Origin of the sequence: Pseudoalteromonas sp. CO109Y (assembly GCF_004208935.1) — a bacterium.
Taxonomy (GTDB): domain Bacteria; phylum Pseudomonadota; class Gammaproteobacteria; order Enterobacterales; family Alteromonadaceae; genus Pseudoalteromonas; species Pseudoalteromonas shioyasakiensis.
In genome coordinates this window covers 33,329-47,834 of sequence record NZ_SGPD01000015.1, presented here as the reverse complement: position 1 = coordinate 47,834, position 14,506 = coordinate 33,329, and the positions used below count along the sequence as shown (strand labels likewise).

General features: G+C 41.9%; 15 protein-coding genes. 5 read left to right on the top strand and 10 right to left on the bottom strand.

Annotation, left to right across the window (positions count from 1 at the left end; genetic code table 11):
• Positions 1 to 189 precede the first annotated feature (189 nt).
• The 6 genes from EXT43_RS05860 to xerD all read right to left on the bottom strand — a co-directional run bounded on the left by EXT43_RS05860 (position 190) and on the right by xerD (position 6,972).
• Positions 190 to 387 (bottom strand): hypothetical protein, encoded by a 198-nt coding sequence (locus EXT43_RS05860; RefSeq protein ID WP_130166557.1) that lies wholly within the window; start codon positions 385 to 387, stop codon positions 190 to 192.
• Positions 388 to 639: 252 nt separating this feature from the next.
• Positions 640 to 2,175, bottom strand: coding sequence for a lysine--tRNA ligase (gene lysS / locus EXT43_RS05855; protein ID WP_130166556.1), 1,536 nt, complete (start codon positions 2,173 to 2,175; stop codon positions 640 to 642).
• A 26-nt stretch (positions 2,176 to 2,201) separates the two neighbouring features.
• Positions 2,202 to 3,300, bottom strand: a protein-coding gene (gene prfB / locus EXT43_RS05850) for a peptide chain release factor 2 (RefSeq protein ID WP_130166555.1) whose coding sequence is annotated in 2 segments (ribosomal slippage) — positions 2,202 to 3,224 and positions 3,226 to 3,300 — 1,098 coding nt in all. Because the reading frame shifts where the segments join, the coding sequence is not laid out codon by codon here.
• Positions 3,301 to 3,443: 143 nt separating this feature from the next.
• Complete coding sequence (gene recJ, locus EXT43_RS05845; protein WP_130166554.1) at positions 3,444 to 5,165, bottom strand: single-stranded-DNA-specific exonuclease RecJ; 1,722 nt, start codon at positions 5,163 to 5,165, stop codon at positions 3,444 to 3,446.
• Between the two features lie 77 nt (positions 5,166 to 5,242).
• Positions 5,243 to 5,977, bottom strand: coding sequence for a bifunctional protein-disulfide isomerase/oxidoreductase DsbC (dsbC, locus tag EXT43_RS05840; protein WP_054560813.1), 735 nt, complete (start codon positions 5,975 to 5,977; stop codon positions 5,243 to 5,245).
• A gap of 59 nt (positions 5,978 to 6,036) precedes the next feature.
• A complete protein-coding gene (gene xerD / locus EXT43_RS05835) occupies positions 6,037 to 6,972 on the bottom strand; it encodes a site-specific tyrosine recombinase XerD (protein WP_054560814.1) in 936 nt (311 codons plus the stop codon).
• Positions 6,973 to 7,052: 80 nt separating this feature from the next.
• Between xerD and fldB the strand changes: the two genes are divergently transcribed.
• Positions 7,053 to 7,574, top strand: a complete 522-nt coding sequence (gene fldB, locus EXT43_RS05830; RefSeq protein ID WP_054551247.1) for a flavodoxin FldB — start codon at positions 7,053 to 7,055, stop codon at positions 7,572 to 7,574.
• A gap of 43 nt (positions 7,575 to 7,617) precedes the next feature.
• Here the strand turns inward: fldB and EXT43_RS05825 are convergent, their stop codons facing one another.
• Complete coding sequence (locus EXT43_RS05825; protein WP_130166553.1) at positions 7,618 to 8,046, bottom strand: DUF2147 domain-containing protein; 429 nt, start codon at positions 8,044 to 8,046, stop codon at positions 7,618 to 7,620.
• A gap of 103 nt (positions 8,047 to 8,149) precedes the next feature.
• Here EXT43_RS05825 and EXT43_RS05820 point away from each other — a divergent pair, with 103 nt between their 5' ends.
• Entirely contained in the window at positions 8,150 to 8,584 is a 435-nt protein-coding gene (locus tag EXT43_RS05820) for a hypothetical protein (protein WP_058585703.1), read from the top strand.
• 57 nt (positions 8,585 to 8,641) lie between these two features.
• Complete coding sequence (locus EXT43_RS05815) at positions 8,642 to 9,325, top strand: hypothetical protein (protein WP_130166552.1); 684 nt, start codon at positions 8,642 to 8,644, stop codon at positions 9,323 to 9,325.
• A gap of 3 nt (positions 9,326 to 9,328) precedes the next feature.
• On the opposite strand, the gene EXT43_RS05810 is transcribed toward EXT43_RS05815, so the two are convergent.
• Entirely contained in the window at positions 9,329 to 10,027 is a 699-nt protein-coding gene (locus tag EXT43_RS05810) for a methyltransferase (protein WP_130166551.1), read from the bottom strand.
• A gap of 76 nt (positions 10,028 to 10,103) precedes the next feature.
• Here EXT43_RS05810 and srmB point away from each other — a divergent pair, with 76 nt between their 5' ends.
• Both srmB and EXT43_RS05800 read left to right on the top strand, forming a co-directional pair.
• A complete protein-coding gene (gene srmB, locus EXT43_RS05805; protein ID WP_055198154.1) occupies positions 10,104 to 11,336 on the top strand; it encodes an ATP-dependent RNA helicase SrmB in 1,233 nt (410 codons plus the stop codon).
• Positions 11,337 to 11,557: 221 nt separating this feature from the next.
• On the top strand, positions 11,558 to 11,896 hold the full coding sequence (locus tag EXT43_RS05800) for a BON domain-containing protein (RefSeq protein ID WP_062564893.1): 339 nt from the start codon (positions 11,558 to 11,560) through the stop codon (positions 11,894 to 11,896).
• A 27-nt stretch (positions 11,897 to 11,923) separates the two neighbouring features.
• On the opposite strand, the gene EXT43_RS05795 is transcribed toward EXT43_RS05800, so the two are convergent.
• Both EXT43_RS05795 and radA read right to left on the bottom strand, forming a co-directional pair.
• The gene (locus EXT43_RS05795) at positions 11,924 to 12,856 is read right to left on the bottom strand and encodes a hypothetical protein (protein ID WP_062564892.1); all 933 of its coding nucleotides are present in this window, start codon (positions 12,854 to 12,856) and stop codon (positions 11,924 to 11,926) included.
• A gap of 50 nt (positions 12,857 to 12,906) precedes the next feature.
• On the bottom strand, positions 12,907 to 14,292 hold the full coding sequence (gene radA, locus EXT43_RS05790) for a DNA repair protein RadA (protein WP_054560823.1): 1,386 nt from the start codon (positions 14,290 to 14,292) through the stop codon (positions 12,907 to 12,909).
• Positions 14,293 to 14,506: the final 214 nt, after the last annotated feature.

The following is a 14,506-nucleotide window of genomic DNA, read 5'->3' as shown; positions in this document are numbered from 1 at the left end:
ATTCGAACCCTCGATAGAGCTACAAACCCTATACTCCCTTAGCAGGGGAGCGCCTTCGGCCACTCGGCCACCTCTCCGTCTTGTGGGGCGTATAATAAAGATTTCAGGAAATATGTCAAACACTTTTCAAGGAAAATCGTATAGATGGTTATAGATTGTCCATAACGAACCAAAACAGCTTGTTTTTGTTTATCCTTTCACCGTTTTTTCTTTATCACTCAACGGCTCAAGACCCGTCAATGGGATTAGTTCATCAGTTAACTCTGCGAGGTATTGATCTTGATAACCCAATTGTTGGAATTCGGCTATGCAAGCACGATAAAAATCTTCACGTTGATGCTCGCTTTTGTTCGTATCTGTAGGCAACGGCGAAGGCTTTTTAGTCATTATTATTAAGTCCATTTATACATTGAACGAGAATTGCGCAATGATGTCATATCTTGGCTAAAAATAATACTATTGGCCTTTGTATTTGTAGAAAAATTTTACAACTTAGTAACTTTGTTGGAAGACTAATTCAGCATTTCTTTTTAGATCAGCTAATTACAATTGAGTATTAAAATTGAGAGCAATAAAAATCAGAAATTTCTGATAACAAAAACGCCGCTAAAAAGCGGCGTTTTCAAGACTTTTAGCTGATTAATCAGCTTGAGGACGCATGTGTGGGAATAGGATCACGTCTTTAATTGTTGGTGAGTCAGTAAATAACATCACTAGACGATCGATACCAATACCCTCACCCGCTGTTGGTGGTAAGCCGTATTCTAATGCACGAATATAGTCATCATCGTAGTGCATCGCTTCATCATCACCAGCGTCTTTCTCTTCAACTTGACGAGTAAAGCGCTCTGCTTGGTCTTGTGCATCGTTAAGCTCAGAGAAGCCATTTGCTAATTCACGGCCGCCAACGAAGAATTCGAAGCGGTCAGTTACAAACGGGTTTTCATCGTTACGACGTGCAAGTGGTGACACTTCCCACGGGTAAGCGGTAATGAAAGTTGGTTGAATTAACTTATGCTCAGCTGTCTCTTCGAAGATTTCACATAAGAATTTACCCGGGCCCCATACACAGTTTTCTGGGATCTTAACGTGTACTTGCTTCGCGTACGCTTTAAGTTCTTCAAAATGGTTTTCAGGGTCATTAAATACCGCAGCATCAAAGTCTGGGTTGTACTTAAGGATAGCCTCGCTCATTGTTAAACGAGCAAAAGGTTGACCAAAGTCGTACTCTACTGAATCAACCACTTCACCATTTTCATCTTTCGTTGTGTTAACCACTATTGGTGAACCAAGTACGTCTGTCGCAACAGTACGTAACATGTCTTCAGTAATGTTCATCAGGTCAATGTAGTCAGCGTATGCTTGGTAGAATTCGATCATTGTGAATTCTGGGTTATGACGCGTTGATAAACCTTCGTTACGGAAGTTACGGTTGATTTCAAATACACGCTCAAAGCCACCCACAACTAAACGTTTTAAGTAAAGCTCAGGTGCAATACGTAAGTACATGTCGATATCAAGAGCGTTGTGGTGTGTTACGAATGGACGAGCAGACGCACCACCCGGGATCACTTGTAGCATCGGCGTTTCAACTTCCATGAAGTCACGATCAGCTAAGAAACGACGAATACCTTCAACAACTTTTGAGCGAATACGGAAGGTTTCGCGTGTCGCTTCATTAGTAATTAAGTCAACATAACGTTGACGGTATTTAGTTTCTTGGTCAGATAAACCATGGAATTTTTCTGGTAACGGACGTAATGACTTTGTCAGTAACTCGTACTCTGTCATTTCTACGTATAGGTCACCTTTACCTGATTTATTTAGTGCGCCTTTAACACCGATGATGTCACCGATATCAAGTTGACCATATTTTGCTTTTAATTCTTTTTGTACGTCTTTTGATGCGTACGCTTGAATTTGGCCTTTCATGTCTTGTAACGCAAGGAAAGGACCACGTTTTGCAAGAATACGACCCGCTACTGATACAACGTGTTGCTCAGCAACTAATTCTTCTTTCGATTTATCACCAAACTCAGCTTGCAAATCAGCCGTGTAATGTTCACGACGGAATTGGTTTGGATGACCGTTGGCTGGGCAATTTTCGCGGATTGCGTCTAATTTGCCACGACGCTCAGCGATTAACTTATTTTCGTCTTGGATTTGATCAGTCATTTTTTAGCTCTTTTTTAGCTTGGTGGTTATAGGCCAGATTTAAGGCTGGCTTCAATAAATTTATCTAAGTCGCCGTCAAGAACCGCTTGTGTATTACGGTTTTCAACGCCTGTACGTAAGTCTTTAATGCGCGAGTCATCAAGTACGTATGAACGAATTTGACTACCCCAGCCAATATCAGATTTAGCATCTTCTTGGCTTTGTTTCTCAGCATTTTGCTTTTGAATTTCAAGCTCAAACAATTTCGCTTTTAACTGCTTCATTGCTTGGTCTTTATTCTTGTGCTGTGAACGCTCATTTTGGCACTGTACAACAGTGTTAGTTGGTATATGAGTAATACGAACCGCAGATTCTGTTGTATTTACGTGCTGACCACCGGCGCCTGATGCGCGGTAAACGTCAATACGTAAGTCTGCCGGATTAATATCAATTTCGATATTATCGTCGATTTCTGGGTAAACGAATGCCGATGCAAACGAGGTATGACGACGACCACTTGAGTCGAACGGGCTCTTACGCACTAAACGGTGAACACCTGTTTCTGTACGTAACCAACCGTATGCATATTCGCCAACAAAGCGCACTGTTGCGCCTTTGATACCAGCCACATCACCATCAGTTGCTTCAACCAGTTCAACTTTAAAGCCTTTTGCTTCACCCCAACGTAAATACATACGCAGTAGCATGTTGCACCAGTCTTGGGCTTCGGTACCGCCAGAACCTGATTGTAAATCAAGGTAAGCATCGTTTTGGTCATGATCGCCTGAGAACATGCGACGGAACTCTAGCTTTTCAAGCTGTGTGTTTAAATCGCCTAATTCAGCTTCGGCTTCTGCGAAGGTTTCTTCATCTTCTGCTTCAACAGCAAGCTCGACTAAACCTTCAACATCTTCGGTACCTGACACTAGATTATCAATGGTCTCAACGATAGCTTCGAGTGCCGACTTTTCACGGCCAAGTGCTTGAGCTCGCTCTGGCTCATTCCACACTGCTGAATCTTCAAGTTCTGCGTTAACTTCTTCTAACCGCTCTTTCTTAAGAGGGTAGTCAAAGGTACCCCCGAAGCAGTTCAGTACGTTCGCGAATTTCCTTGATTTGATTAATCACAGGATTCACTTCAAACATGTACATTACTCCAAAATGGCTGATTTACCGCGCACCGTTATCGACAATAAATACGGTAAATTATCTACAAATATTAAAAACGCCCGATTTTAACAAAAAACCGAGCGTTTTATTAGCCTTTTATGTCGATTATAACGATATTTTTATGTCGCTTTTTGTAGCTCTCGAATAATCAACTGTAGCGAGAATTTACCACGGAATTCATTTATATCGAGTTGATAAGCAGCTTTCACATAACGCACTTCGGTATCTGGCCATGCACGCACATCAACACCAAATGCAATGCCGTCAACTAATCGTCCAGACTGATGTTTTAAAACCAGTTTTAAGTGTTTTTCACCGACAATGCGCTGCTGTATTACCTCAAACACATGCTCAAACACTGGCTCTGGAAATTGCTGTCCCCAGGGGCCGGCATTTTTTAGTAAGTTGGCAAACTCCATCGAAAAGCACTCATTAGGTAATTCACCGTCGGTAAGTAAAATACTTTGCTTATGCTCTTCAGTGAGTGTGTCTTTCACCATTTGCTCAAACACGGTTTTAAATTCAGTAAAACTTTGCTCATTGATACTCAGCCCGGCCGCCATAGCATGGCCACCAAATTTACTGATCAAGTGCGGATAGAGTGTATTTACTCGCTCGAGTAAATCACGCATATGCAGCCCTTCAATAGAGCGGCAAGAGCCTTTTATTTCGCCGTTATCGCCAGCAGCAAAAATAATCGTCGGGCGGTGATACTTTTCTTTTAAGCGACCAGCCAAAATACCAATCACACCTTGGTGCCAATCAGCTTGGTATAAACAAATGGCATCAGGCACTGACTCAGTTTTAAATGCTAAACGGTCAAGCACCGCCTGTGCTTCAGTTTGCATGCCCTGCTCTATTTCACGGCGCTCGTGATTTAGGCTGTCGAGCTCACCGGCAATTCGGCGTGCTTGATTTATATCGCTTGATAACAAACAGGCTATACCTAAACTCATATCATCTAAACGCCCTGCTGCATTTAAGCGTGGTGCCAATGAAAAGCCAAAGTCACTGGCACTTAAACGGGCAGCATTACGATTTGCCACTTCGATTAAGGCACTGATACCTGGGCGTGTTTTACCACTACGAATACGTGCTAAACCTTGATGAACTAAGGTACGGTTATTGGCATCAAGCGCGACCACATCGGCCACGGTACCGAGGGCTACAATATCAAGTAGCTCAGCCAAATTTGGCATTGGCTGATGCTGAAAATACCCTTGTTCACGTAAGTGGCTACGTAAAGCAATGAGCAGATAAAAAGCGACCCCAACGCCTGCTATTGATTTCGATGGAAACTGACAGTCATGGCGATTCGGGTTCACGATGGCATCAGCATCTGGCAGGGCTTCACCTTGTAAATGGTGGTCAGTTACCAGCACTTTAATACCCGCTTGCTTAACAATTGCAATGCCATCTATACATGAAATACCGTTATCAACAGTGATCACCAGCTCGGGTTGCATAGTCACTATTTGCTCAGCAAGCGCAGGACTTAAGCCATAACCTAGGCTGAATCTGTCAGGTACCAAGTAATCAAGGTTCTTTAAGCCAAACATAGCAAGACCTTGCATTAAGGTTGCTGTGCTGGTTGCGCCATCGGCATCAAAGTCACCGACGATTAACACGCGACTTTGAGCCGCGAGGGCTTGTTGCAATAGCACCACAGCTTTGTCGATATCTTTAAACAACTTAAAGTCATGTAATGTCGCAGCGCTATTATCGAGTTCGGTGGCACTTTGCACCTGTCGAGTCGCATATATTTGCTTAATTACAGGGTGTAAATGGTGTGGTAAATGCGAATCATCAACATGAGGACGAGCTTGAATTATTTTTTCCATGTCGGAAATGGTACTTCTTTGCTTAATACAAATAAAAAAGGCCTACGAAAAATAGGCCTTTTCGTTTAAAAAATCAGTTATGAAGATGTTTTTGGTAAGGCATCAAGCGCTTGGCTAATTTGCGCAGCTGATTGATAACCTGGGATCATGGTGCCATCTTCTAAAATAATTGCTGGAGTACCCGACATACCAAAGCTTTGACCTAGTTGGTAATGCTCAGCAATTGGCGCGTTACAACCTGGCACGTCTGCGACTTCTGCACCCGCTTTTGCTTCTGTTAACGCTTCAGCAGGGTCTTTAGCACACCATACATTCATTAGATCTTGGTAACCTTTACCACGTAAGCCCCCACGTGGGAAAGCTAGGTATTTAACCGTGATACCCGCATCTAAGAAATCATCAAGTTCACGGTGTAACTTACGGCAGTAACCACAGGTAATATCGGTAAAGACTGTGATTGAATGCTTTTCGTTTTTCGCTTTGTAAACGATCATTGAGTCTTCGTACTCAGCAATGCCTTCTTTACGTACATCGCTCAGTGCATGCTCTGTTAGATTAACTCGGTTATTAAGGTCAATCAGTGTTCCTTGCATTAGAAATTGACCGTCAGGGCTTGCGTACAGCACGCCTTTATCAGTAATTAGTTCTTTAAGGCCTGCCACTGGGCTTGGGTTGATTTGCTTAACGGTTACGCCTAATTCAGCAAACTTAGCAATAATAGGGGCATCAGCAGCATCTGTTGTTGATACGCCATTGGCAAACACATTTAAGCTTGTGCCTAGTAGTGCTGTGGCTAAAACTAACTTTTTCATAAATATCCTATATCCTGATCATTTTTTATATAGACCGGTACATCTTTAAAAATCTTGCACTAAGCACGTGGATGATGTTGCTCGTGTACCGACTTCAATCTTTCATTCGCTACATGGGTATAAATTTGTGTTGTTGATAAGTCACTGTGACCTAACATCATTTGCACGACTCTAAGGTCCGCCCCATGATTAAGCAAATGCGTTGCAAACGCGTGTCTGAGCGTATGCGGTGATAACGGCGATTCAACTGATGCCAAAATAGCATAGTGTTTGATGCGATGCCAAAAAGTTTGTCGTGTCATGCCAATCCCGCGCTTTGATGGGAACACAAAGTCAGTGGCATGTTTAATCATTTGCGAACGACCCACTTTTAAAAACTGCTCAAGCCAGTACATTGCTTCTTCGCCTAGGGGAACTAAACGCTCTTTATTACCCTTACCTTTTACAAAGACCACCGCCTGGCGCAAATTAATTTGCTCCATTCTGAGTCCCACCAGCTCAGTAACACGAAGCCCAGTAGCATATAACAGCTCAAGCATGGCTTTATCGCGAAGTCCCATAGGATCTTCTATGTCTGGGGCTGCAAGCAGAGCTTCGACTTCGGCTTCTGACAGCGTTTTTGGTAATGACTGCCCAGCTTTTGGCTGAGCAATATTGACCATCGGCGAATCGGCAATGGCTTTTTCGCGTACAAAATACTGATAAAAACGCTTAAGCGCACTGATGCTTCGCGCTGTGCTGCGCGACTTCAGCCCTAAATCAACACGGTATGCTAAATACGCTTCAATATCATCAGAGCGAACAGCTAGTAGGTCTTTATCTTTTAAAAATTGGCAAAACTTTTCAAGGTCACTGCGATAAGCAGCGAGTGTATTTTCGCTGACCCCTTGCTCAAGATACAGCGTATCTAAAAATAACTCTAAATGTTCGGCGTTATTTGCTGTTATTACACCTTTTTGGGCTTGTGAATTATTATCAGCCACGCGTACTCTCATCCTTATCAAGGTATCAATTGATTATACCTTACGGTAAACTTACGCCTATCATATCAGGCAAATACACAGTGATAAATACGATGCAGATTGGTTTATTTTATGGTTCTACAACCTGCTACACAGAAATAGCGGCAGAGAAAATTCGCGATATTATTGGTCACGACATCGTGAGCCTTCACAATATCAAAGATGAGCCATTAAAAAATGCAGAGCAATTTGATTTCGTGATCTTCGGCATTTCAACTTGGGATTTTGGTGAGTTGCAAGAAGATTGGGAATCAATCTGGGACGACATTAAAGATGTTAACCTAAACGGCAAAACCGTGGCTCTGTTTGGTATGGGCGATCAACAAGGTTATGGTCAGTGGTTCCAAGACGCACTTGGCATGTTACACGATGAAATTTGTGATCAAAGCATTACCTTGTTAGGCAAATGGCCTAACGATGCAAGTTATGAATTTGAGGCTTCAAAAGCACTCACTGAAGATGGCAAACAATTTGTTGGCTTAGCCCTTGATGAGGACAGTCAATACGAGCTCAGCGATGAGCGTATCGCAAGCTGGGTTGAACAAGTCATGACTGAGTACAGCGAAAGCTTGTAAGTCATGGATAAAAAAGCCAAGCATTGCTTGGCTTTTTTAATGATTATTCAACGCGTTGCCAGTATTGATTACGATAGAAAAATGCAATATAACCGCGTACTTCAAGTACCTTACCTTGTTCTTGTGGTGTTAGTTTAAGGGTATAGGTTTTACCATTGTTTGGGTCTAGAATTTCCCCCTCTTGCCAGCTACCATCACCGGCATCTTTAGCACCTTCTATAATTTGTAACCCTAAAATTGGCTGATTTTTCTTATCACCTTTACACTCTTCGCAGATTGCGTCTTGCTTGGCTGGGTTAAGGATTTTTTCAACACTACCAACCAATACACCATCTTGCTCACTAATACGTACTAAAGATTTCGCTTCATTCGTTTCTTCGTCAATAGTTTTCCAAAGACCCACTGGCGTCAATGCAGCAAAACTCAACTGAGAAAATAATAAGGCAGATAAAACAATTGATAAACGGAACATAAAAAACTCGTATAAAACTTAAGACTTTGGCACTATATCAGGGCTTAACCAAACACACCATTTTCTAAGCTCCGAAATCGACACAGCATTGCGAGGGAACACAATGAGTCAATTCACATTAATTACCGGTGATATTGTCAGTTACGACAGTAATCAGGTAGCTACAATTAACGCCACGGGCGAAATAAAAATAAATCGCTTTGCTGAGCCATTATTTATTCCTGATAGCGCTAAAGCCGCCATTGAACTGGGTCGGCTTGATGATAACTTGTTTAATTTAAAAAAGTTATTACGTTCAGGCTATGCCGATCCCTGCCCTACAACCCGCGTGCTAATTGAAACCACACATCCTTTACCTGACATCAACGGCCTGCTGATAAAACGCCGCTTTAGCATTATTGACTTTTGCAGTGCCGAAATAGAAAAGTCGCACAGTAAAGCCGTGTTAGACGCCCTATTAGAGCTTGAATATGTGCAACAAATTCAGCTTGATGAAGTAATGCAATTACAGCCACCGGTACAATTTAACAACCAATAAAGGTACAATAACTTATAAGTATGCTAATCAGCTCCTTCATTTGTAAAAGGAATAACAATGAAAAGTGCGCTACCTATAATGATTGCCGCAAGTATTTTGCTAACTGGTTGTGATGAATTAGAAGTTGAAGAAACTCATAACTTTGGCGATGAAATGTATGAGAACAATTACACACTCGTAAATACCACTGATTTAGAAGTGGACTATTACATGGCAAACACTGACCTGTTTGGTGATGCTCAAGAAGTTAAAGACTCTCAATACTATATTGATACGCTTGCATCGCAATCACTTCCCATTGATGTAACACATGCTCACAATGAACGTAGTCGTATTTCATTTTATGTAGTCGATCACAGCGACATAACTAACTCAGCCACACAGATGTATCAGGTAGAGCAAAATCAACCTTATCATTTTGTGGCTTGGCAAAATGAAGAAAAGCTTCGTTTAACACTCGTCAAAAAAGCTAATGATGATAAAGATGACTTTTTTGCTATACGTATTCTCGCAACTGAAAACCTTCGCTTAAAAATCGAAAATCAAATCGTCAATTTATATCAAAATCAATTAAGTTACTGGTACCACATTGATGACTGCGCTGATGATTTAAAAGTATCAAAGCTCAATGATGAAGATAAGCGAGTTTATGAACCAGTCTCAATCTGCAACGCATCATATGGGCAGTCATACACTTTACTTTTAAGTGAAGATGGCCTTGAAGCGAGCATTGCTGAATAACGATTACATCTTTAGGTAAAAAGCTTTACAGAGCTCTTTATAATCTTGGCTATAGCTGCCATCAGCTGCATGTATGGTTAACGATGATGTATCACATTCGCCGTTGTTTTGGCTGAGTAACAACAGGCTACGACTTGGTTGTTTTTTCTCGGTTGTACGTACCAAGCAATGGCGATTTAAGTACCAGCCTGCCTGCTCAGCTACCGCAATGAATTGTTTTGCCTCTACGCAAGGCAAAATCACATTCAAAAGCGTTTTGCCGTGGCTAATCCTAGTACACGCTTCTATCAATTCGCTGAAGCTAAGGCCGTCAGTATGACGGGCAGTATTTCGAGCATCATTTTCACCTTTTAGGCTCGCATTAAAATACGGTGGATTGGTGATGATCGCATCAAAAGGCTCTGCTGCGTTGAACGACTGTACAGCTCCTTCGAAAAGGTTTATTTCTGGCCAAGGGCTAGCCGCAAAGTTATCTCGAGCATCATTACAGGCACCCGCGTCAATTTCGATGGCACTTACTTTTGCTTCAGGCGCTCTTTGTTTTGCCATTAACGCCAACAACCCTGTGCCTGTGCCAATGTCTAAAATGCCCTTAGCACCACTTAAATCAGCCCACGCCCCTAACAAAATACCATCGGTCGATACTTTCATCGCCGTGCGTGTTTGCGTTACCGTAAATTGTTTAAACACAAAGCCTGACATTTTTTCACCTTTTCATTCACCACAGCCGCGTTAACGCGTATAATTAGGCTCAATTGTCCTCTATTTATGTCACTCTATGCAATTTTCTGAATTTGATATCGATAACAAGCTGTTAAATGCCATTAATAAAATGGGTTTTGATACGCCTACCAGTATTCAACAACAGGCGATCCCTGAAGCACTTCAAGGTCGTGATATTTTGGCATCTGCCCCTACTGGTACGGGTAAAACAGCCGCGTTTTTGATCCCTGCAATTCAATACTTGCTTGATTTCCCACGTCGCGATCCTGGCTTTGCGCGCGTATTGATCATGACACCAACCCGTGAGCTTGCTTATCAAATTCATGAGCAATGTGAATTACTCGCAGCACAAACTCATCTTAAAATTGGGGTTGTAACAGGTGGTATAAACTACGGGACACACAGAGAAATTTTCGAAAGCAATAACGACATTCTCATTGCCACACCTGGGCGTTTAATGGAGTACCTTGAAACAGAGAACTTCCATGCTGAAAACGTTGAAATGCTTATTCTTGATGAAGCTGACCGCATGCTAGACATGGGCTTTCGTAAAGAAATGCTACGCATTTGTGATGAAGCACGTAACCGCCGCCAATGTTTCTTATTCTCAGCGACCCTTGAAGGTGACAGCGTTGAGTTATTTGCAGAGCGTATCTTAAACGACCCTGCACTGCTTGAAGCCGAATCTTCACGTAAAGAGAAAGGCAAAATCCACCAATGGGTTCACCTTGCTGATGACTACGACCACAAGCTAAAAATGTTGGTTGAAACATTAAATGGTGACGACATTCATAAAGCTATTGTGTTTGTAAAAACTCGTGAGCGCTTAGAAACATTAGTTGGTGAGCTAAACAACGAAGGCCTTCGTGTAGCTTGGTTACGCGGTGAAATGCCACAAGACAAGCGCATGAAAGCGATGGAGAACTTTCACTCTGGTCGCAACAATATCTTAGTTGCAACGGATGTTGCTGCTCGTGGTATTGATGTTGCTGATATCAGCCATGTTATCAACTTTGATATGCCACGTACCGCAGACGTATACGTACACCGTATTGGCCGTACTGGTCGTGCAGGTAAAAAAGGCATTGCGATTTCATTTATTGAAGCTCATGACGTGGCAATTGTTGGTAAGGTTGAGCGCTACATTGAGCAAAAATTGAAACGCCGAGTAATTAAAGGGCTTGAGCCACAACACAAAGAAGCGAAGATCCCATCTAAAAAGAAAAAAGATCCAGTAAAAATGAAGGCAAAGAAAAAAGCCAAAGCTAAAACGAAGAAGAAAAAGTAGTTTTAACTTTAGCATCATAACTGTGAAAATGCCGAGTTTGTCTCGGCATTTTTGTGCCATACCCTTTTTACTTATTAACTGTGTAATTAGTTCACACTTTATTGCCCACACATCACACCCATAAAAACAAACCAATAAAATTCAACAACTTAAATATTGGAATAATAATTGTAACAGGTTCAGCAATAGTTCACAGCAGACTAGATTAACGAGGGAATTGTATGAGCCGCTTTAAATTAACCGTAGTACTTACTTTATTGAGTTGTATGTTTTTACTTGCTTGCGCAACGACTGTGAGCGCCAATACTAGTGTGCTAACAACAAGCACATCTGCGCAACCGCGCTTACAGCAAATGGCATTGCAGAAGTTAACTCGTAACCCTAACTTTCACATTGAAAACTTACAAGTGATTGTTGAAGGTGAAACTGTTGAACTAAAAGGTATTGCAGAAACAGGCTTTCAACGTGCTTTAGCACAGAAGTTTTTAGAGCACAGCCAAGGTGTGATGCAGATAAAAAACAACCTTAAAGTGAGTAAGTTAAATCACTCGTCACTTTAAGGTTAGGTTTACAGAAGAGGCTTGAGATTATTCGCCACTTGCTTGTAAGTTGATGAATTTCGCAAGCTCTTCAGGTTGACCCATCAGCATTTGAATTTGCTGATTAATCTCCATCATAGTTTTACCTTCAGGTAATTTAGCTGATACTGAGAAAGACGATAAACCATTCACAAAGTTGCTAATCGCTGTTGCAAGTTCTTCGCTCACTGGCACTTGCTGTAATTGCATCGCAACGACTTGCTTAAATTGCTCATGGGTCATACCTTGCGCAGTTAAGAAGCTATCAACGACCGCTTTAAGCTCACCTTCATCAGCAATCGACATATTGATGCTACGTGGCTCTAACTGAGTGAGGGCTGCCATCATCTTCGATTGCTGTTGTAACTGCTGTTCTAAAGTAAGCTGACCATCAGCTGCTTCATTTTGCATCTGGCTCACAGCAAGTGATGCTTCCATCAGCGCTGTGGTTTTAGCTAAACCAAGATTAAAGTTAACGTCAGCCACCTCATTTGCAGTGACTTTAAGAGCAAAGTCGCTGTCGCCTGAATCTTTATTATAATCAAGCGATGAGTCAACGTTATAGCTTGTTGATGCTAGCTTGTTATTAGAGTTTTCTGGCAGCTGCGCTAAAAATTCATCGCTAAAACGAAAGTTCTTCATAACAAAACCAGTATGAGGCGGCACTGCATCTACTTCGTAACCCGACACATCAATGCTATCGATTGTTGCGACAGGCTCATTGCTTAAACTATTTGAAACCGTGATCTCAGATAACTGCATGCTGCTATCAAAAATACTGGCTGAGATATCGCTGTATTTAATTTCTACACCGCTTTGGATTGATAATGCACTAATTTGCTTATCAACCACCTTTTTCACTTCCTGTGTAGCTGCGTAATTTGCGTAAGCTACGCCACCGACAGCCGCAGCAACAACCGCTGCAATAATTAACTTCTTCATTTTATTTCCTTTAATTGGTGTAAATTTTTTATCAGTGTATCAAATTGTATTTAGTTTATTAACGACAATAGCTCATGCACGGTTTTTACTGGGGTGATCTTAGCACCAAGGCCTTCCATTGATTTATGGTAATTACGATATGGAATAAAGATCTCAGTAAAACCGTGTTGCGCAGCTTCTTTAACTCGAGGTACGCCGCTGTCGATTGGTCTTACATCACCATTTAAACTTAGCTCACCCATAATACAGGTGGTACGCGGTACAACAAATTCGTTCAAGCTGCTTAAAAGTGCTGCTACCAATGCTAAATCGATACAAGTCTCTGACTCATCGATTTTTAAACCACCAACAATGTTGAAAAAAGTATCGTGGAAGATTTTTGTTTTTGTGTGCTTACGTAAAATACCTGTTAGCATCTTGATACGATTCATATTCAAGCCAACACACACCCGCTGCGGGAATTCGGCTTCGGTTTCTGTGGTTAAACATTGTATTTCGAGTAGTAAGTTACGGTTACCTTTACGGATACAAGTGATAGCAGAGCCCGGAGACTCGGTACTAGAACCAGATAAAAAGATTTCGCTTGGGTTATCAACGCTCAACATTCCGCGCTCGCACATTCTGAAAATACCCACGGTATCGATATCGCCAAAACGGTTTTTATTAGCACGCAGTGTTCTGACTTGGCCATCGTTAGTATCGATATGTAATAAAGCATCGACTATGTGTACAAGTGTTTGCGGCCCAGCAATTTCGTTATTTTTGTTTACATGGGCAATGATGAACATAGTGACATCATTTTGCTTACAGTATTGTGTTAGTGCCTGAGCTGCACTTTTTACCTGTGAGGGTGAGCCAGGGCTACCATTTGCCGTTTCTGTTACCACGGCCTGAATTGAGTCAATCACCGCGAACTTAATTTTGTTTTTATCAAGCTCTTCAATGATGGCTTCAACACTGGTTTCAGACAGCAAGTAAAGCTCATCTTCGTTGTAATCTAATCGTAAGCGATTCACACGGTTTTTGAACTGCGATAGAGACTCTTCGGCTGTGCAGTATAAAGAAGGCATTAGCTTTGACATACGTGCGACTAAATCTGACAGCAAGGTGGTTTTACCGGCACCTGGGTCGCCAGAAATAATGTTAACAGAGCCTGTGGTTACGCCACCACTTAGCACTCTGTCTAGCTCACCTATTTCTGTAAGGCGTTTTTCGGCCTCAGTGGTCGCAACTTCATTGATTTTCTTTGAGCCACCGCTAGCGATACCGGCATAGCCTGCCACTGCCGCACGGCTTGCCGCTTGCTTCGATTGCCCCGCTGAAGGCTTAAATTCTGCCAGCGTATTCCATGCTCCACACTTACACTGACCTTGCCAGCGTTGATAGTTCATGCCGCACTCAGTGCAGACAAATTCGATTTTTGCTGATTTTGCCATTCGGCCTTACCTATTTTGGTCGCTGTTTTGTGACTATTTCTGTATTTTCAAGCATATAATAGCTAAAGTAAAACATATGACTCAGGTAATTAATCTAGAGTCACTTTTGTAGTCACAAAAGATAATATGCTGTAACTTGCCCCATGAAAAACGCTTAATCATGCTAAGTGCTTAATTAAGAAATGGTTAAGGGCACAGTTTTTGCTTACAAATA